This is a genomic window from Adonisia turfae CCMR0081 (genome assembly GCF_011009555.1).
GTDB lineage: Bacteria > Cyanobacteriota > Cyanobacteriia > Phormidesmidales > Phormidesmidaceae > Leptothoe > Leptothoe turfae.
The window spans coordinates 4,769,822-4,786,798 of the sequence record NZ_QXHD01000004.1; the positions used below are offsets into that span (position 1 = coordinate 4,769,822).

General features: G+C 47.8%; 22 protein-coding genes. 8 read left to right on the plus strand and 14 right to left on the minus strand.

Features of this window, described 5'->3' with window-relative positions:
- Positions 1 to 11: 11 nt before the first annotated feature.
- Positions 12 to 188, minus strand: a complete 177-nt coding sequence (locus DXZ20_RS24470) for a hypothetical protein (protein WP_163701576.1) — start codon at positions 186 to 188, stop codon at positions 12 to 14.
- A 63-nt stretch (positions 189 to 251) separates the two neighbouring features.
- Positions 252 to 623 carry a hypothetical protein gene (locus tag DXZ20_RS24475; RefSeq protein WP_163701579.1) on the minus strand — a complete coding sequence of 124 codons (372 nt, stop codon included), beginning with the start codon at positions 621 to 623 and terminating at the stop codon, positions 252 to 254.
- A gap of 223 nt (positions 624 to 846) precedes the next feature.
- On the opposite strand from DXZ20_RS24475, the gene DXZ20_RS24480 reads away from it, so the two are divergent.
- The 3 genes from DXZ20_RS24480 (at position 847) to DXZ20_RS24490 (ending at position 3,063) form a co-directional block, all read left to right on the plus strand.
- Positions 847 to 1,149 carry a helix-turn-helix domain-containing protein gene (locus DXZ20_RS24480; protein WP_163701581.1) on the plus strand — a complete coding sequence of 101 codons (303 nt, stop codon included), beginning with the start codon at positions 847 to 849 and terminating at the stop codon, positions 1,147 to 1,149.
- Between the two features lies 1 nt (position 1,150).
- Positions 1,151 to 1,951, plus strand: coding sequence for a BRO family protein (locus tag DXZ20_RS24485; protein ID WP_163701584.1), 801 nt, complete (start codon positions 1,151 to 1,153; stop codon positions 1,949 to 1,951).
- A gap of 884 nt (positions 1,952 to 2,835) precedes the next feature.
- Positions 2,836 to 3,063: a hypothetical protein gene (locus DXZ20_RS24490; protein ID WP_163701586.1), complete on the plus strand. Its 228-nt coding sequence runs from the start codon at positions 2,836 to 2,838 to the stop codon at positions 3,061 to 3,063.
- A 377-nt stretch (positions 3,064 to 3,440) separates the two neighbouring features.
- On the opposite strand, the gene DXZ20_RS24495 is transcribed toward DXZ20_RS24490, so the two are convergent.
- Together DXZ20_RS24495 and DXZ20_RS24500 are read right to left on the minus strand one after the other, a co-directional pair.
- Positions 3,441 to 3,983 (minus strand): hypothetical protein, encoded by a 543-nt coding sequence (locus DXZ20_RS24495; RefSeq protein ID WP_163701589.1) that lies wholly within the window; start codon positions 3,981 to 3,983, stop codon positions 3,441 to 3,443.
- 344 nt (positions 3,984 to 4,327) lie between these two features.
- Positions 4,328 to 4,603 carry a hypothetical protein gene (locus DXZ20_RS24500; RefSeq protein WP_163701592.1) on the minus strand — a complete coding sequence of 92 codons (276 nt, stop codon included), beginning with the start codon at positions 4,601 to 4,603 and terminating at the stop codon, positions 4,328 to 4,330.
- Positions 4,604 to 5,106: 503 nt separating this feature from the next.
- Here DXZ20_RS24500 and DXZ20_RS24510 point away from each other — a divergent pair.
- On the plus strand, positions 5,107 to 5,679 hold the full coding sequence (locus DXZ20_RS24510) for a hypothetical protein (RefSeq protein ID WP_163701597.1): 573 nt from the start codon (positions 5,107 to 5,109) through the stop codon (positions 5,677 to 5,679).
- A 1,384-nt stretch (positions 5,680 to 7,063) separates the two neighbouring features.
- Here the strand turns inward: DXZ20_RS24510 and DXZ20_RS24515 are convergent.
- The 10 genes from DXZ20_RS24515 to DXZ20_RS24560 all read right to left on the minus strand — a co-directional run bounded on the left by DXZ20_RS24515 (position 7,064) and on the right by DXZ20_RS24560 (position 12,459).
- Positions 7,064 to 7,363, minus strand: a complete 300-nt coding sequence (locus DXZ20_RS24515) for a hypothetical protein (protein WP_163701600.1) — start codon at positions 7,361 to 7,363, stop codon at positions 7,064 to 7,066.
- Entirely contained in the window at positions 7,360 to 7,608 is a 249-nt protein-coding gene (locus DXZ20_RS24520) for a hypothetical protein (protein WP_163701603.1), read from the minus strand. The genes DXZ20_RS24515 and DXZ20_RS24520 overlap by 4 nt, the downstream gene beginning before the upstream one ends.
- A 278-nt stretch (positions 7,609 to 7,886) precedes the next feature.
- Complete coding sequence (locus DXZ20_RS24525; protein WP_163701606.1) at positions 7,887 to 8,315, minus strand: hypothetical protein; 429 nt, start codon at positions 8,313 to 8,315, stop codon at positions 7,887 to 7,889.
- A 10-nt stretch (positions 8,316 to 8,325) separates the two neighbouring features.
- Positions 8,326 to 8,574, minus strand: coding sequence for a hypothetical protein (locus DXZ20_RS24530; RefSeq protein WP_163701609.1), 249 nt, complete (start codon positions 8,572 to 8,574; stop codon positions 8,326 to 8,328).
- An 84-nt stretch (positions 8,575 to 8,658) separates the two neighbouring features.
- Positions 8,659 to 8,841, minus strand: a complete 183-nt coding sequence (locus tag DXZ20_RS24535) for a hypothetical protein (RefSeq protein ID WP_163701612.1) — start codon at positions 8,839 to 8,841, stop codon at positions 8,659 to 8,661.
- On the minus strand, positions 8,838 to 10,505 hold the full coding sequence (locus DXZ20_RS24540) for a hypothetical protein (protein ID WP_163701613.1): 1,668 nt from the start codon (positions 10,503 to 10,505) through the stop codon (positions 8,838 to 8,840). Before DXZ20_RS24540 ends, DXZ20_RS24535 begins: the two co-directional genes overlap by 4 nt.
- Positions 10,502 to 11,197: a hypothetical protein gene (locus DXZ20_RS24545; protein WP_163701616.1), complete on the minus strand. Its 696-nt coding sequence runs from the start codon at positions 11,195 to 11,197 to the stop codon at positions 10,502 to 10,504. Before DXZ20_RS24545 ends, DXZ20_RS24540 begins: the two co-directional genes overlap by 4 nt.
- A 4-nt stretch (positions 11,198 to 11,201) precedes the next feature.
- Entirely contained in the window at positions 11,202 to 11,588 is a 387-nt protein-coding gene (locus tag DXZ20_RS24550; protein ID WP_250565911.1) for a hypothetical protein, read from the minus strand.
- A 217-nt stretch (positions 11,589 to 11,805) separates the two neighbouring features.
- Positions 11,806 to 12,255, minus strand: a complete 450-nt coding sequence (locus DXZ20_RS24555) for a hypothetical protein (protein WP_163701620.1) — start codon at positions 12,253 to 12,255, stop codon at positions 11,806 to 11,808.
- Positions 12,256 to 12,273: 18 nt separating this feature from the next.
- A complete protein-coding gene (locus DXZ20_RS24560) occupies positions 12,274 to 12,459 on the minus strand; it encodes a hypothetical protein (RefSeq protein WP_163701621.1) in 186 nt (61 codons plus the stop codon).
- 265 nt (positions 12,460 to 12,724) lie between these two features.
- On the opposite strand from DXZ20_RS24560, the gene DXZ20_RS24565 reads away from it, so the two are divergent.
- The 4 genes from DXZ20_RS24565 to DXZ20_RS24580 all read left to right on the plus strand — a co-directional run bounded on the left by DXZ20_RS24565 (position 12,725) and on the right by DXZ20_RS24580 (position 16,460).
- Positions 12,725 to 12,967 carry a hypothetical protein gene (locus DXZ20_RS24565; RefSeq protein ID WP_163701623.1) on the plus strand — a complete coding sequence of 81 codons (243 nt, stop codon included), beginning with the start codon at positions 12,725 to 12,727 and terminating at the stop codon, positions 12,965 to 12,967.
- Between the two features lie 251 nt (positions 12,968 to 13,218).
- Positions 13,219 to 13,731 (plus strand): hypothetical protein, encoded by a 513-nt coding sequence (locus tag DXZ20_RS24570; RefSeq protein ID WP_163701626.1) that lies wholly within the window; start codon positions 13,219 to 13,221, stop codon positions 13,729 to 13,731.
- 610 nt (positions 13,732 to 14,341) lie between these two features.
- A complete protein-coding gene (locus DXZ20_RS24575; RefSeq protein WP_163701629.1) occupies positions 14,342 to 14,776 on the plus strand; it encodes a hypothetical protein in 435 nt (144 codons plus the stop codon).
- A gap of 367 nt (positions 14,777 to 15,143) precedes the next feature.
- Complete coding sequence (locus DXZ20_RS24580; protein WP_163701631.1) at positions 15,144 to 16,460, plus strand: family 16 glycosylhydrolase; 1,317 nt, start codon at positions 15,144 to 15,146, stop codon at positions 16,458 to 16,460.
- Positions 16,461 to 16,977: the final 517 nt, after the last annotated feature.

A 16,977-nucleotide genomic window follows, 5' to 3' on the forward strand; every position in this document is an offset into this window, starting at 1 on the left:
GTGTGTCATCATCAAGCCTCCGCCCAAGCATTAACAGCGGCTTTGACCTTCGACTCAATCTCAAGCTTCAGATGAACCTCAAGATCACTGAACTGACCTTCGATATAGCTACCTTTGTCCAAGGCTTGAGTCAGTAGCCATAGGGGACAAACAACAAGCCACAGCAACGTGTATAGGAGTATTCGCATCGTTCTAAATTCCGTAGGGTTGGTAAGGGCCGCTGTGTAGAGGTAGCGGCCACAAGGCAATCGTTAGAAAGGCATCGGCTCAAACTCATCATCTGGCTCGGCCATGGCCCAATCAACGATGTGCCAACCCGGTAGGTTATCAGACACCCACTCCTCAATCCGTGGCTTCGCAGGGCTTGGTAGGCGCTTGAGTTCCAGCGTTAGGTCCAACGTCATCCACTCTGGGTGAATAGCATCGTGGTCGAATGGACTGGGCTGGTACGTGGCTAGCTTCTGGAGCGTGATGAAATACTGATCGGCTACGACATCCAGGGCATCGTCTGCAATGGCGTGGAAGGGCTGGGCGGTATCGATATCGCAATGCGGGGCCGATGGGGCGGTGATTACGGTATCAAACGGGGCGACAAATACTAGGTCGCGGGTTAGAGTTTTCATTAGGTCAAATCCTTGTAACAGAAGGTTTTGGTTTAGAGGGCTGGTTGCTGATTCTTGGTCGGAGAAGCAATTGGCCCTTGCTCTTATCTGATTACTAATGTAGCTAGCTCGCTACCTAAAGTCAATAGGTAGCTAATATTTTTCTTGACAGACTTCTTTTGAAGGCTATACTGTGAAATGTAGCCAAAGGGCTACCAATGTAGTCAGCTATGGAGGATGCTAGATGAGGGCGTTTTTCGGTTCTCAAGGCATGATTCAGTGGCGACTGCGACAGCTAATGGCAGAGATTAACTTGTCAAACAATGACTTGGCTGAGATCGCCGGAATTCATCGCGTTACCGTGTCGAAGCTCAAGAATTCTGATGTGGTTAAACAGATTTCAGGCGATGTCCTAAATAAGCTCTGCAACGGCTTGACTGTCGCGTATCGCCAAAAAGAAAGAGACGAGATTATAACGCCAGGAGATCTATTGGTTTTCACTCCTGACGAAGGGCTGTTATTGGAAGGCAAACCAGAGGGTGACTGAGATGTCTAACATTGTCGCTACGCAAACCATATTTGATGAGCTGCGCAGGGTTGATAGCCATGGCGTGGAGTATTGGAACGCCAGAGAATTAGGTGCCCCTTTGGGGTATCCAAAATGGGACCGGTTTGGCAAGGTTATCGAAAAGGCAACGTTAGCCTGTGAAAACTCTGGTAATGAAGTGTTTGACCATTTTCGAGGCTCCTCGAAAATGGTCGAAACTGGCTCAGGGGCTAAGCGAGAAATAAATGATTTCAGACTGACTCGTTACGGTGCATACCTGACTGCGATGAATGGCGATCCACGTAAGCCAGAAATTGCAGCAGCCCAAGCTTATTTTGCGGCTAAGACCAGAGAAGCCGAAACGGTCATTCCTGCTCAGAATGCAGAGTTAGAGAAGATGAAGCTAGAGTTGGCTTTGCTTCAGGCTAAAGAACGCTTAGCCTCGGCTACTCAGATGCTGTCTACCATCAACCCAGCATTACCAGCACTAGCCTTTGGTAAGCCTGAAGCGGTTATTGAGGTGGAGAAGCCAGTGACCGTCATTCTTGATGCTCATGGTCGTGCCGAGAAATACGATGGTGTGACCATTACTGAGCTATCCAAACGCTACGGGTTTGGGAAGGGCAAGAAAGCTAATGATGCTTGCCGTCAGTGGATTTCGTCTATGGGCATTAATGAGGCTCAGTGGATTCATGAACCAGCTGCTCACATCACCAAGAAGTTACCCAGGGAGATGCTGAGTGTATTGGATCAGAACTTCCAAGGTGCCAGAGGGCAGCGTCAGAGATTAGTAGGAGAATAGCAGCGTGAGCAAATCACAAGAACTTATATTATCTTGAGCTAATTCGCCAAAAGTGTTAACTAGAAAGCGCACTTACTTCGTAGATATATCTACGAAGTAAGTGCGCTTTAGCTCTCGTAGGATTTAATCAACAAGCTGGCACCCTTCGACAATTGAATCGTGTGGGATGTTGTGAAATGGGACGTCATCATGTTTAAGCGTGTAGTTGTTCCAGACCCACCCCGTAATTTCATACGTCCCACTCCACGACTTTATTACTCCACAGTAGTGATATGTCCGTTGTGGATAGCCTTCAGTGTAAGCAAAAGTCACAATTGTGCCATTTTCAAAGGGGGCATCATAAGCGCGACCCTGCCTTTGCTTCAGCCCGCTAGTCTTAGAAGTAGCCGCTTGGTTGCGTCCACTAGCCTCAGGACTGCCTGCATATCCTTCACTGCTGCCGTAGGTCAAAAAACCTACTACTCCAATAGCGGTAAGAGCTGCTGATTTTAGCTTCATTTTCTAAATATACTTGTAGCGCCATAAGTAGTATTTCTCGATTTTTTTTTTATGACACTGTATTTAATGTTTTTTCTAGAGTGCGGCAGGCTGTTTCAGATTAATTCCTTCCCCTTCCTCCATTGTGCCTCCACATCAGCAGCAAAGAACCACAGTACTCAACGCCGCCACTTCCGCCCATAAATCCCCCGCCTCACCCGCTCAGCAACCGTCCAAGGCTAGGTAATCCCAGCGATAACGAGCGTCACCCATCCCCACCATTTGCGGGGTCGTTTGTAAGGCTTTGGTTTGGTCATGGGCGCTCCTGTGGTTGGTTATAGGGTGCCCAGGGGATGGACTGAGAGATACCTTATATTTTAAGTCCTATTTTTATGGAGTTTGGCCTTATGAATAATGTTCAAAAGCAAGTACTCAAGAATATTTCCGATGCCAGCAAAGGGGATCTGGAGAGGGCTGTGCCTCGGCTACAGTACGAGAAAAACCTTGGTGAAATTGGGCTAAGTGAATTGGCTGACATTATAGAAAGCCTAGACAAAGCCGGTTATATCAGAAAAGCGGGCACGAATAAGCTTGGCAACGTTTATTTGACAGAGCTAGGAAGAGCTTACTCATAACTTCCTTCTTATTACACCAGTCGCGTATCTAGATAAATCCCGCCCTCGTCTCACCCCAGAGCAGCAGCTAGCTATGCTCGACTGGCACCCACTGTTCACTGGCCGGTGTCCCGAGTGTGAGGTGCCGGTGACGCAGCCAGTGAAGGTGCGGTGGGAGTGTGGATGTATGAATGCGTCTACGCCCCCCTGCCGAGGCTGATAACCCATGGGTTGAGACACATAAACTGAACCCAGACACATACCCCGACTGGCTTAAGGAAGAAATGGGGATGGCTGCTAGCGTTTAGAGTGCGATCTCACTAGCTAAGGGGGCAATCATCTGCAAGATGCCTATGGTGTAACAATCGCCCTCAAAATAGCCTGAGCCTTGTAGGCATTTATGGCTCTGAGTCCGAAATATTGGCATAGTCTATGAGGAATACATGAAACGCTGATATAAACGTAGCTGCCTCTTGTAGATTGTTGAATTTATACCATACGGTAACTTTATGCTGAGTTACGTCAGGAGTTTCCCTAAAGGCAAATACCGCCGATTCCCATTTAAGTGTGAGATCGCAGTAATTCTCCCAGTCGGTTTCGGGAGACCCAACCTGTTTCATAAGCGCAGCAAACTGAGAGTCTAAGTTCAATAGATGACTTGAATTTTCAGCGTACTCTGGGCGCACGCTGAATTCGATATACCCTAAAAAAGATTGTTTTTCGGTTGCAGCCGCACAGCCAAGAGTCATGAATGGGCTTCCTTCGCCATTAACTTCGACAAGCAGCGCACGAAGTTCCGGGAATCTAACCGCTTCAGTGATTTCATTTATTCGGTGTGGCTCTTGTACCAGATTGATGCCGCCGTTATTTGTGCGACTGTTGGAATGCTCAGCGGGATATGGAAAAAAACGGAAGTCGTCATCGTATGGGCTAGGCATCATATTTCAATCCAAGTGACCACGAGGGGCATAGTGTCAGATCTCGATACTACCCTCAAAGACGCTTTGCGTTTCCATGTAGTATTGCTAGCTACTTTTAGTCTTGAGCAATTCCAAGAAGCTGCCCAGGGAAATGCTCACGCTTCTAGACCAGAACTTCCAGAGTGCTAGAGGGCAGCGTCAAAGGTTGGTTGGGGAGTGAGAACCAGGCACAAAAAACCCGGCTGTCTGGGACGGGGCCGGGTTTATTGGTTGGGTTGAGTTGGGGGGTTGGTTTTTGTAGTAGATCCCTCAACTAAGATAGTTTCAGATTAAGACTGTACATTACTGAATACAAAATACTGCATTTACTCCAGTATTTTGTCTGACTTATCTGGCTGAGAATCCAATCTAAAACCTAAAAAAGCAGTAACACCAGAAACAGCAAGGGATATGCCCATAACATTTGTTAGCACGTTCTGGGTTTTTTCATCCTGATCTGTCAAGTCTCTTGTGTTGCGCGCTAGCCAATCACTCTCTAATTCTCTCTCATAAGCACCCTTTAGATAAAACATAAAACCTCCGACACACAAGGAAATAGCGGAGACAGCTAGGACTGCTCCTTTTGCAACTTTTCTATTCATAAATAATTTTTTTATTTATTGACTATCGCAATAGCCATAACACTTAATGATCAATATATATCAACAATTTTATTTGTATGTGTGCATTGGGTGAAGAAGCTACGAAATAATAATATAGGTGCTATTTACCCCGATCACGCTGAACGCTGAAGCCATGACCCTTGTCGTAATCAGCTACCTCAGGGTGGACCACAAAGTCAGCCTTGATAGTGCCATAACGGGAGCCGGACAGGTATCTAACGTTGGCCTCAGACAGCCGATACATCTGCCCTAATTCTTTGCCTTCGTTGTAAGCCTGAATAGCCTCAATCGCTTGCCTTCATTCTCGGCCAGACCTTAGTGGAGCATTTTGGAGACGTCAGCGCTGGCATATGAGACTAAGGTCGGGGGTGGGGTTGGTTGGGGGGTGGTGTTAGTTAACTGAAGGTCTGAATGTAGTTATCTAATGCTAATTGTTTTGACACCCTGCTGAATAATAAGAGCGCTGGTTTCTGTGTTCTCTTATGTCTGACGGTCAAAAGTTCAAAGCCAAAAGCTTGGTTAGTAAACCCGCTAGCAACTGGAAACGTCCTGCGCTCATTACAGCTGGCTGTCTAGGATTTTTGATCTTGGTCGGCGGGGTGGGCGTTGCCTGGCTGGAGCATCGTCAAACTGAAGTCAGGCGTGCTGAACTTAGATCTGAATGGAAAGCTAGTCAGGGAAACGCAGAATTACAAGAGCAGGCTAGGGCAGCAATAGCAGCACAGCAGGAAGCAGAAAGAGAAAAGAAGGATAAGAGAGGATTTGATGCTGAAGAAATTAGAGCTTTTAAGGATGTGACTTCAGAATTAGACCCTACAGAGGCTTTGATTAATGAGATCAGTATTGAAAATGGCAGGGGACTGGTCGATGTTGTAGTAACTCCGTTGGCTTATAAGCAGAGTGATTTAGAGCTAAAAGAATTTGGTACCAATATGCAAAATGCTGCATCAAAAATTTGTGAATGCAGCCCGATAGTTAGATTTAGGACAGCTAGCGGTAAAACTGTGATTATAGTAAACGCGTTTGGTTATAGCATTAGGGAGAAAAACCGCTAAGCCGAGTAACATATAGGGAATTTGGCAAGGGTGTACGTCATGCGTATGCCCTGTTTTTGTGTGGTTGGTTTCCCCTTTCGGGGTAGTGGGATCTGAACATTATGAAGCGTTGCTTTTGGCAATCGAATTGAATGGTGTTTCCGTCCCCTTTCGGGGCAATGGGATCTGAACCAGAAAGCATCAACAACGCCAAGAGGTCAATTGAGTGTTTCCGTCCCCTTTCGGGGTAATGGGATCTGAACCCCTACCTTCTGGAAACTATATATATCAAGGCTTCTAGAACCCGTTTTCGCGGGGGTCTAAATCAGGGGTGCATAACTGAGAATCAGTTGCAATAAAGCACCTTCAAAAAAGGCTGCAACCCTTATATGCCAGTCGATTCTCTAGGGTCAACGAAATAATGCGGTTTTCGAGGTTCGGCAGACCCCCACAAATCGTAGAGGTTTCGCCCAGCATAGCCAACCCATTCGGCTATGTCCATAGGCTTTCAGGAAACCTAGAGACAACGAGGGCTGAAGCCTAAGCGTACCGTGATTATTACGTACATATTAAGCATAGTTGCGCGGTCCCGGTTGGTTGGGTTAGGGTGATCGCTAGCTGAGGTACACGCTTCAGTCAGATCCTTGAAAACCGCATAGCGTCGTTGCGAAGTGTGTAGGTCTTGGTCCGTAAGGCCTCTGCATCGTAGAGTTAAGGCTTAAGGCTATCAGAGGCCATGGATTGCGCTTCGGATTTCTGACGTGTGTATTCGGTGGCTGAAGTCGTTGAGCGGAAAGGCTCCTCAGAAGGTGCCTTTCATTCCACTTACCCCGAAAGGGGACGGAAACTAATGACCATTGCCGTTGGCCGTAACGCCACCATTAAGGATCTTTCATTCCACTTACCCCGAAAGGGGACGGAAACTTACAACATGGGGCAGAGAAATCTTTAGTTCAATCTGCAAGTCTTTCATTCCACTTACCCCGAAAGGGGACGGAAACTTCATGTGCCACTGGTACTCCTCGTCCCAGACATAAGCCACACTTTCATTACCTAAACCCCGAAAGGGGACGGAAACAAGACCAAGACCAATTCCAGCTCCAATTGAAAGACGAAGAAACTTTCATTCCACTTACCCCGAAAGGGGACGGAAACTCTGGCATTGAGTAAATTGCGATTCTAGCCTCATCAGGCTTACATTCCACTTGCCCCGCAAGGGGACGGAAACCGACGTGCTTGCTGGCGCATTTTCTGATCATTTACAGTTCAGAATCCATTACCCCGAAAGGGGACTAACCAGTTCACAACCCCCGCCGAAACAGAGCCAATATCCCCCGTAACCCCCAACACAAAAAACCGCCCCAAAAGAGGCGGCATGAGGTGTGCGTGTGGGGTGTGGGTGGGATTAGTCCCTCGGCCTCGGCTGTTCGATGTCTTCGCTCAGCCCGAAACAGGCTTTCTTGCCTGACTGAACATGCTCCAACCAGAATGTTGGGAATCCTGGAAAGTGCTTCCAGCTAAACTCGTAGCCTATCCCCCTAGCATCGATCCTATAGCCAGAGTTGAAGCCGTTCTCAACCGAGAAAAATGGGGGAAGGCCCTTGTTCTTTGCCCAGATATTAATACTGAGTAGGGCTGAGAAATTGGCAGCACGCTTGAGCTTGTTCTTGAGGCTAAGGACTTTTTGGGCGGCGGCAATAGTCAAACTGCATCACCTCCCCGGTTCAGCAGAGTTCGTAAATCCTGGCGAATAGCAGCAATCTCTTGGGCGCTGTAACCATCCTTGCCCATCTCGATATAACCTTCCACCTTGCCTCGTAGTTCGTCGTATTTACTCTTCAGTTCAACAATTTCTTTGCCAACGTCGGTAGAGAAAAGCCGAACAAGTGCAGTGGTAATTGCGACGGCTAGAACTGCGTCAATCCCAAACAGTGCGGTGATATTGTCCATGGTGAAATTTTGAAAGCGGAGGTCACATCAAGTATGCCTCACGCATCCGCGAACATGCCATGAAAAAGCGACCGTTTTAAAGAACAGTCGCGAAAGATTTGAAGTCTGTCGATTCTAACAAAGAAGCGCCACCCCGAGAGACAGCGCCGCGAGTTCCCTATTCACTCGGATCTTAGATCCGTGTAAATTTACGCCCCCATTCTAGCCACAAAAAAACGCCGCCGAAAGTTGCTAGGCGACGCTCAATTATTTAAACCAACGAGGTTAATCATTTGGTTCTACAGATTCCCTTGAAGAATTCCGGCAACAATCAACACCAACGCCACCACCCCAAAGCCTCGCGCCATCATTGGCAGCCTGCACCAGCAATGGAAAATCCTCTGAAACGGATTCGGATACCGCCACAGCCATGGGCACGGAAGTCTCTCAGCTCTGCGGTTTTGTATGGTCACCGCTCGCTTATCCATGCCCAGCATTGGTACTCCGCCTAGAGCATGAACTAGCCGGTGAGCCTTGGGGGTAAGTAACAGAAGATTCCAGCCAGGGCGTTCATGTCCATAAGCACCGCTGTGAGTGTGGTGAAAGTTGTACCCACGGTATTTGCCCTGGTGAGACTTCCCCACGGGTGCGCCAGTGAATTGGCAGGTGTGGCGGAGGCGATCAAGCCAGGCGGGGTGGTGGTGGCGGAGGCTGTAGTATTTAGACATTTGATTTCCCCTAGCTTAAAAATTTAGCCAATCCGTTAAGCATTCCAAGCCCAACCCGAACCGCTGGGTTTTCAATTTCACATTCTTCGAAGCGGGGAGCACGCAACGCCCACCCACGCTGGGGGTTGTAGCCTTCGACAATACGAATCTGATCGTTAATAAGCAAAGCATCCCCAGGTTGAAGCTGAGCGGGGGTGATTCGTATTGTTTGACAATTTCTGACTATTTCGATGACATCAGAGAATCTAGTGTTATTCATTGGGTTTAACCGCGTATAGTCCGGGTTTGGAGGGGAGGTTGGCGCGATCGCGCAGGGGGAGTGTGCGCCAGAGAAAAACGGGTTTCATTCTGCTAGCCCTAGCCTTTTCGTGATCTCGCTTTGCAGTGAATCCAGTTGTTCAAATAAATCAGGATGACTGTGCTTTATGGTGCCAGCCAAATAATTCATTGCATCAACACACTGCTGCTGATTCTCTTTATTTGATCTCTCGAAAGGAATAATAGATATCACAGGTTTTCTATTCATCGCACACCTCCAAACAATGGGCTTTCAGGCGGCCAAATAGTAATACTCTGGCCACGTTCATCTATCTTGAGCAACTTCATGGCGGCTGCTTTCTTGGTCAGAATCCGGGCAGTCTCCCGCCCCTTTGCCCTGATAGCTTCATCGTGACTGCCTAGCTTGAGATACTTCTTCAGCTCGTAGCAATTGGCTAGTAATTGAGCCAGAGTGATCTTAGGGACAGCTTTATCTTCTAGGTATCGAACAACAGAAGAAGCAAACATTTGAGCATTAGACTCTATTCCGGAGTCATCAGTTGATGTTTCCTCAGCAGCGGGATGAGGCGCACTGACTGACCAAATATTGTCTAAAGATTTTCTAACTGCATCCATTCCGTCGCTTACAACTTCAACCGACTTGACGGGAACGGGCTCATAGGATTTTGGCTGTACCATGCCTTGCAGTTCAGGAAAGTATGCCAGCAGTGAGCGAACATAACAAGGAGAGCCTTCATCATTAAGCTCAAACTGCAACCAATCAGGAAGGGTAATGCAGTCTTGCGAATCAGCCAACTTGTCAGAATCCATCTCTAAATAGACATATTTGCCGCTTGGATAACGACCTCCATGAGCCAGCTTGCGTCTCTCAGCAACACCAACCGCCTCAGACATGCGCTTAGCTCTCAAGATAGTGGCTTCCTGCTTAGCCTGTTCGTTAAAGCCCATAGGTACTCCCATGGCCGACAGAGTCTTTCCATGAATAACTAACCGAGCACTCGCCCTTGTTTTTACAAAGCCAGTTAATAGCTGATTCCATAGTGGTTGAGTGATTGTTTCTCTACTCTGTTTGGTCAGTTCATCAAACAACCAAGAGTGACCAGAAGCACGGCCTTTGACCAATTTAGAGACAGCCTCAACCTCATCCTTGTAGCCTTCAGGGCAATCTACTACAGACGTAAATCTAAATGGATAAATATCACTATCTGTAGTGGCGTAATGAATTTCTTTATCTAATAACGCAGACTCGAAAACAGACAGGATCACAAGTAGCGTGGACTTACCTGATTGCTGCTCTCCTGTTACTGCAACAATCGGATCGTGAATCAATCCCCTTAAATCGCACCCAGATAATGCCAAATCTTCAAGTAATTTTTCAGCACGCTCGTGGATAGGGATCTTAGTTAATTCACTGACACTAGGAGCCCTAAATCTAGCCTGCTCCACCTTCACCTCTGGGCTCACATCCGACTGACTAGAAACTTTATCTTCAGGAGAGGCATAAACCTCTCCCTCATATCTCGGCTTCCTGTTTTTTAACCAAGGGTTGTCTACAAACTCGGACTGCTGAGCTCTAGCCTGTTCGGGCTGGGTTGATTCAAGCTGCTTAAATTGCGCTTCAAGTAGCTTTTCTTCTTGCTGAATAACTGCTTCAGCTAATTCGGATTCTTTCCTGTCAGATTCTTTTTTAGCTTGCTTCTTTGAAGTCGCCTTAACATCGCGATACCCCAAGTAGGCTAAAGCCACCAGTGAGATAAGCCCGAAAGGCTGAAGGTACAAAAACGACCCGATCGCCAGAGACGCCCAGGTGCCCATAAGTATCGTGTCATCTTTGATAACGCTACCAAGGGTTGGCTCGCTTAAGTCGTCTTCAAGTTTGATGGCCTCAGTGTATTTCGTTAAATCACTCATGCTGTTTCCTCCGCCATAACCCTTGTCACTCGAATGGCAACAGCCGCTTTCAGCAGAAAATGCAGTGTTAGTTCAACAGCGGCCATGGTTGCGATCGCCCAAAAGAAATTCCCCCAATTCCAGAGAGATGCATCTAGATAAAACCCAGTCGTCAGATCGCTTAACAATCGGCTGGTGTCTCCTCCGGCATAGGGTGGGTACTTGATAAAGCATGCGATCGCTTCGACCAAATAGGCGGCGTTTCGATACTGCCTGAGACCCTCCATCCAGCTGCGGTTTCGTCCTGCAATGCTGTACTGACAAATCATGGGAGCAACCTGAATGATTTGTATCCAGCTCCAGAACACAAAGCCAACTAACTCGCCAATTGCTGAGACCAATGTGTTGGCGCTTAGTAATAAAACAATGCCGCACATAACCAGCCAGGCTGCCAACCAAGGCTTTTTCTTGAAAGACCGAGCAGCTGCAAACAGGAAAATAAGGCCTAAAACTTTAGCGACCCTGCCACCAATCAGCCAGTCTGCAAATCTAATCAAAATACCTTTGTCAATTTGGGACATGTAATCTACGCCCAACGCAAACCACGGCTGGAGGTTAAGTAACAAAACGACCCCTAATACAGCGGTCGCCAGCAACCAAAAACCGAGAGTAGCAATTTCGCTAGCCCGTCTAGCTCCTGAATTTGAAGTCATTTTTTTAATAAGCTCCTGGCTGTTTTGAAAAAGAATCTAAGTATTCGTCGGCATCACTGGGACCGATACGTTTTACCTGCGCAACGCGCCCTTCCCACACCTCAGCCGTATCGCCGGACCTAGTGCAGACAAGTGACCCATCCCCCAGAGGGATAGGGCTGTCACTAGCGGCCTTTACCTGCACCCCTTCGGCTAAGCGTGTATCACCGCCTGTCTCTCTAGCTACAACTGGGACACATCCAGCCTTGACCCTGGTTAGTGCTATTTCTGAATCCTTCTGTGCTTGGGTGGCATACATAGTTGCCATCCGGTCTTTTTGAGCCTGCGCTTTTCGCTGCTCTCTGATCTCAGATGCATCATTCCAACTATCAGACAGTTCGGGAGAACTCAAGAACGCAGGACCCCCTACGCCAATTAGCAAGATAAGCCAGGATGTTTTGATGATCATGATCAAGATATCTGAGACAGTTTTAACCCCTGCTTTTTCGGCTTAGACACGGTATCCGAGATATCCAAGATAGACTCCAAGACACGTAGACACCTTTATTTTCAGTATGTCTAGCGTATCTAAGGCGTCTAAGATATCTCGGATATCCAAGACAGGTTGTCTAAGCTCCAGGCAATGCCTGTTGAGCCATCTGCTGCGGACTAAGAAATAAGTTTTTGCTTCGAGCCAGTTGGCTGGGGTCAGACTTCTGCCAACGGCTCTGCTCAGTCAACGCCATAAATGCCTGACCCACTTGATTCGCATACTGATCAGGGTCCTGAATCCGGTCTGTTGCGCCCATTTCGACAACTTCGGCACACACCTTGTCTAAAATGCGTGCACCCATTTGTGCACGATTATGGACAATCGCATTAGCAGCGGCGTCCTCAACCTGCTCCTGGGCCACAATCACTTGCTGCACAAGGGCTAACGCTTCATTACCCATAGATCCTTGAATGGCTAGAGCCATATCAGAAGCGTTGGCAGTAGCTTTGGTTTGTTGTTTTGCCTCAGTGCCACTCCCAAAGCCTTTATTCTGCTTAGCTTCTGTGCTCTTATTTTCAATTGGCATTGTTAGATTCTCCTTAAATTAACTAACCATTGAGGGCTGAAATTGTCCGTGTTTGTAATCAACGTATTGCTGTAGCGTGTAGCCATGGGTACGAAATGCCAGAAACTCAAGCACATAGCGAACTTCGTCCTCTCCGTAGCAGCGATCGTCGCCCATCCTGACACCCAGTCGATTGCGCCAAGTCCTTAGCGTGTTAGAAGGCACGTTGTATCCGGCGACTTTTCTCGACAAAGACAGCAACTGCTTCTGCGAATAACGAAGTTCTTTTGATGAGCTATCGTCTACAACTTCGGCATGACAAGCGCCCAACCAAATCACCTCCCAATTCGCAAAACGCCTTTGAAACGTTTCAAGAACGTTGCATGAATTATAGCCACCCTACACACTTGTGACAACCCTTAGAGAACCCTATAGACGGGCTCAGTGTGTCTAGGGTATATTTGAGCGGTAAAATCATTAGGTTCTGTACGTGGCTGATATCGTGCCCCCTAAGAAAACCGAAAAACTGATCCCTGTCACAGTCAATCTGCCAAGAGAAATTATTGAAAAAGCAGACGCACTCGCCAACGATCAGGGGCTTAGCAAGGGCGACTTATATAGAGATTGTTTTTTGGATGGCCTGGCGGTGCAATTTGAGAAGTACACCAAGCCTGAAGTTTATAAAAAGGTGCGAGATCGCAACCAGTCCACTGACGACAGCGAAAAAGGCTAACCCCACCCACCAAAAAACCTGGGAGCCAGTCAACCCCCAGGCGAAATGCGTAACATGCAGCCAGAGCGCGGCGAGCCCCTGGCTACGTAATCCAGGCTACCCAAAGTATCCTGATATATGTCGTACTATAGGACAATCATTTGCCACCCATAGTGGTTGCGCCCGGTCTTGTACTGGGCTTTTTTGTGTGTGGGCTGATACCCGATCTCGTCCGCTATCATGAGCGCACCGACTGATGGAGAACCTGAATTATGGCACTTAGTAAGCTAGCTGCTGTCTGCTGCTCCTTTTTATTACTGTGGCCATCTGCTGCAAAATCTCAGCCAACCGAAGGGCCGTGCAGAGCCCTGCATCGATTTTCTTCAATGATTGAGCGAGCGAATGCCCCTGGCGCGGATCTTAGCGGTGAGAGCACTGTTTTCCCGGACGACGATGCAGATCCATTGACCGAGGATTGGGTCATCATTGATGTCACCCAAGCTACAGATGGCAGCTACCCGTATGCTGTCACACTCATAATTGAATGGCGGCATAGCAGCCCAGAAGAAGCGAGGGCGGCTTACAGCGACTTTGTAGTTAAGGGCATAGAGCAGACACACAACGACATCACAGCTTGCGCGGACGTCGTTGAAACATTGCCAAGTAGTACGCGATACCGATTTTACGACAACGGCGAAGCGTATGGCGTGTTCCTTGAGCCTGAAGAACCGGCTGATTTCTCAGGTTCACGGAATGCGCTAACCGTGACAATATTCCGTGAATAATCCACCCAAAACAAACCCCCCAGAAGTACAGTGTGTGTTACAGCAGCCAGAGCAGGGAAGTCAATCCGGTCACGTAATCCAGGCTACCCGAAGCAGCCCATCATACGTCCTATACTACGACTACTCACTTAGCTAGTTCTAACTAACGCCCGGTCGTGTGCTGGGCGTTTTTGTGTGGGTGGGCAACCTCCGAAATAAACCCCCAGAAGCATTGGCGGACTTCCAGGGGGGATGTCGTGCTATGTGCAGCTAGAGATGCTTGCTGTGCTCTAGCCGCACATAGTTTGCCCAGGGAGAGCAAGGAATAGCGAGCGATAGCCTTTCGTCAGACTGGGAATGCTAATGAAGTATGAAAAATGAAGCCTGAACGCCCTTAAGCAATTAGGGGCATTTTTTATAGAAAAAATCCCTCGGCAGGTGCAAGCCGAGGGACATAAATAAGTGAATTTAGAGTCTGGTGAGCACCCTTTTGTCCTGAGGAATCTGTAGTATCGACATCCGAATGTCTTTGAAAGTTGCAAAGGAATGCTCAATGGATGGTATTGAGGGGGTTAGCTGAAAGTATCGAATACTCAAGACTGGCCTGCTCGTTGAACACACTCCGGTACCCTTGGATACAGTTTCACAAGGCATTACGATGAGAACCCTGGCAGTTATCGCTTTGTTGTCAGTGCTCACTGTTGCAGCCCACACCTCCGTTCGTGCCTGCTACATGGATATGGGAGGCGAGCGGATCGATCTCAGCCATATATGTGTGGATGGATCTGCACCGACTGATGATGATGAGCCCAAGACCCCTGCCAGAGATGAGTTAGCAACCTTCCAAGTGCTTCAGATCAATACCGATGGTTCAGCGACAGGACGGGTAAGTTTCAACTGGTCTACGCCAGAAGGGACCACTGTCTGGGCCTATGTTGTCTTCATGGATGGAGCCTGGCTCTACGTTGGTCGGGCTACCCGCACCCGAGACCAACGTAGGGTGGAGATTCAGTTTGCTTTGCCCCCTGGAACTTTACTCAGCGAAGTTGAGGGCGAGGCGAGATAGGATGAGGGTATAGATAGCCCTAACTGAGAAAGTTTGTGAATTTTCAGTAAGAAGAAGTCTTTGCGCTATTGTCGCTGATGCCCTGCCTACAAGAAACTACACAGCACCATGTGTGCTGCCAGGGCAAGAAAACAGGTCAAGTTTCTAGATTCTAACTGAACTCAGGGTTTTCCTAGACAAAGATTCTACAAATTAAACCAGCTAACTCAGTAGTTCTACGTTGTTATTAACAGAGTAGATGCACCCATCACTGCTGCCTAGTCGCAAGGTTTTAATACCAACAGCGGATGACAAAGTGTGTGTCTCATCCGCACGAGCACAATCGCAGTGTTCTCAAGTAAAACAACGCAACAAAGAAGCAACGGTAATGTCTAAGAAATTCACTAAGAACAAGAACTTTGAAGTAACCTTTGAGAACACATTCGACAGTGTTGATGACCTCAGTGATTGGAATACGACCTATTACTATGGTAGTCGAACCAATACATTCAACAATGAAGAACAGTATTACTTAGATGATGCCTTCCAGTTCAATGAGGACGGTACCCTCAGTATCGTTGCTACTAGGTTAGATACTCCGATTGAGGCATTTGAAGGTGTCGATCAGTGGCTTCTCGAAAACCAGGGGAAAGATACTTCGTTTGACTGGACTTCTGGGATGCTGTCTGGTCATGATAAGGCAGCTTTCCAATACGGCTACATCGAAATTAGTGCTCAAATCCCGGCGGGGCAGGGGATGTGGCCTGCTTTCTGGATGCTACCCACGGATGGAGGATGGCCTCCAGAAATCGACATTATGGAAGCTCTGGGCCATGATACAAGCACTATCCATCAAACAGTGCATTATGAAACTGAATCAGGTCGAAGTATGCACCATGATCAGACGTCAGGCACTGATTTCTCCGAGGGGTTCCATACCTATGGTGTGGAATGGAAAGAGAATAAGCTCACCTTCTACATTGACGGCCAGAAAACCTATACTCTCCATGAGGATATTCCTCAAGAAACCATGTATCTGCTGTCGAATTTAGCGGTTGGCGGATGGGCTGGTTCTCCCGATGACACTACAGCAGATGAAAATGAATATGTGATTGACTACATTCGTGTCTATCAAGATAAGAAGGGCCTGTTAGAAGGGGGAAGTGGCAATGATGTTTTAGACCGAGCCAATGGTCATATCTCCGGTTTAGGGGGCGATGACGTTCTTTCGTTGAGCGGCAAAGGTGAACTCTATGGAGGCGAGGGCAATGATCTGCTGACAGGGGGTACCCAAAGTAACTATCTAGTTGGTGGACGCCACAGTGACGTCATTGATGGTGGCCGTGGTCGGGATGTACTGATTGGTGTTGAATTTGGAGATTCCTTAGCAGGGCAAGGAGAGGTTGATGTCCTGATCGGTGGCCAAGGTGCTGATGTGTTCAAACTTGGAGATGCTACACAGGTTTACTATAGCGACGGTGATGCATCGACGTATGGCCTTGATGATTATGCGCTGATCAAAGACTTTGAATTGAAGGGTGGAGATTCAATTGAATTGCATGGTCGCGCTGAAGATTATTTCTTAGGAGCCGTTGAGCAAGGTACCGCTATCTTTTCTGAGATGGAGAATACTCCTGAACTGATTGCGATTCTTGAGGGAGTCGAGAGTTCAGCGATTTCGACCAATAGTTTCCAATTCGTCTAAGTTTCTGTTGAGCTAGAGACACACCTTTGCAAAGTGGAGTCGCACATACGTTTGAGTAAAGATGCACTGAGTGTCTCGGGGGCTACAACAAGTAGTCCCTTTTTATGTACCGACACACTGGTTCACCGATTACCCACCCAGGACACGCCAGCATTCATAGTGCGTATTCAAAACAAGAAGCCCGCTAATAGTTCAATGGCACACATTAGCGGGTGATAACTTTATGTGACTCTCTGTGCTACCGAAAAGTTCAGATTTATTCGGGCCTGATGGGACTGTGTGATCTGCTACTAAATATGCTGTGATATGGCGCATACTACGCTGATTCGTCTGTCCTTATTCCCATACTTGACACCTATTAATTTCCTAGATTCTTCAACTTTCTCCGAACTCTGCCTCTAGTTCCTCGGCAACTCAGTAGCTCATACCCCTGGGCATAGACATTGCAGCCCAATACCAGCAATCTGAGAGAGGCCGATGAGCTCAGCACCTTAAGCACTCGGGTACATCCCAATGC

Excerpts from the sequence above, each read along its gene's own strand:
- DXZ20_RS24525 (WP_163701606.1), bottom strand. The coding sequence starts at position 8,315 with ATGTCTAAATACTACAGCCTCCGCCACCACCACCCCGCCTGGCTTGAT.
- DXZ20_RS24555 (WP_163701620.1), bottom strand. The coding sequence starts at position 12,255 with ATGCCAATTGAAAATAAGAGCACAGAAGCTAAGCAGAATAAAGGCTTT.
- DXZ20_RS24580 (WP_163701631.1), top strand. The coding sequence starts at position 15,144 with ATGTCTAAGAAATTCACTAAGAACAAGAACTTTGAAGTAACCTTTGAG.
- DXZ20_RS24480 (WP_163701581.1), top strand. The coding sequence starts at position 847 with ATGAGGGCGTTTTTCGGTTCTCAAGGCATGATTCAGTGGCGACTGCGA.
- DXZ20_RS24545 (WP_163701616.1), bottom strand. The coding sequence starts at position 11,197 with ATGACTTCAAATTCAGGAGCTAGACGGGCTAGCGAAATTGCTACTCTC.
- DXZ20_RS24530 (WP_163701609.1), bottom strand. The coding sequence starts at position 8,574 with ATGAATAACACTAGATTCTCTGATGTCATCGAAATAGTCAGAAATTGT.
- DXZ20_RS24500 (WP_163701592.1), bottom strand. The coding sequence starts at position 4,603 with ATGAATAGAAAAGTTGCAAAAGGAGCAGTCCTAGCTGTCTCCGCTATT.
- DXZ20_RS24495 (WP_163701589.1), bottom strand. The coding sequence starts at position 3,983 with ATGATGCCTAGCCCATACGATGACGACTTCCGTTTTTTTCCATATCCC.
- DXZ20_RS24520 (WP_163701603.1), bottom strand. The coding sequence starts at position 7,608 with ATGGACAATATCACCGCACTGTTTGGGATTGACGCAGTTCTAGCCGTC.
- DXZ20_RS24490 (WP_163701586.1), top strand. The coding sequence starts at position 2,836 with ATGAATAATGTTCAAAAGCAAGTACTCAAGAATATTTCCGATGCCAGC.
- DXZ20_RS24510 (WP_163701597.1), top strand. The coding sequence starts at position 5,107 with ATGTCTGACGGTCAAAAGTTCAAAGCCAAAAGCTTGGTTAGTAAACCC.
- DXZ20_RS24535 (WP_163701612.1), bottom strand. The coding sequence starts at position 8,841 with ATGAATAGAAAACCTGTGATATCTATTATTCCTTTCGAGAGATCAAAT.
- DXZ20_RS24485 (WP_163701584.1), top strand. The coding sequence starts at position 1,151 with ATGTCTAACATTGTCGCTACGCAAACCATATTTGATGAGCTGCGCAGG.
- DXZ20_RS24540 (WP_163701613.1), bottom strand. The coding sequence starts at position 10,505 with ATGAGTGATTTAACGAAATACACTGAGGCCATCAAACTTGAAGACGAC.
- DXZ20_RS24570 (WP_163701626.1), top strand. The coding sequence starts at position 13,219 with ATGGCACTTAGTAAGCTAGCTGCTGTCTGCTGCTCCTTTTTATTACTG.
- DXZ20_RS24470 (WP_163701576.1), bottom strand. The coding sequence starts at position 188 with ATGCGAATACTCCTATACACGTTGCTGTGGCTTGTTGTTTGTCCCCTA.
- DXZ20_RS24475 (WP_163701579.1), bottom strand. The coding sequence starts at position 623 with ATGAAAACTCTAACCCGCGACCTAGTATTTGTCGCCCCGTTTGATACC.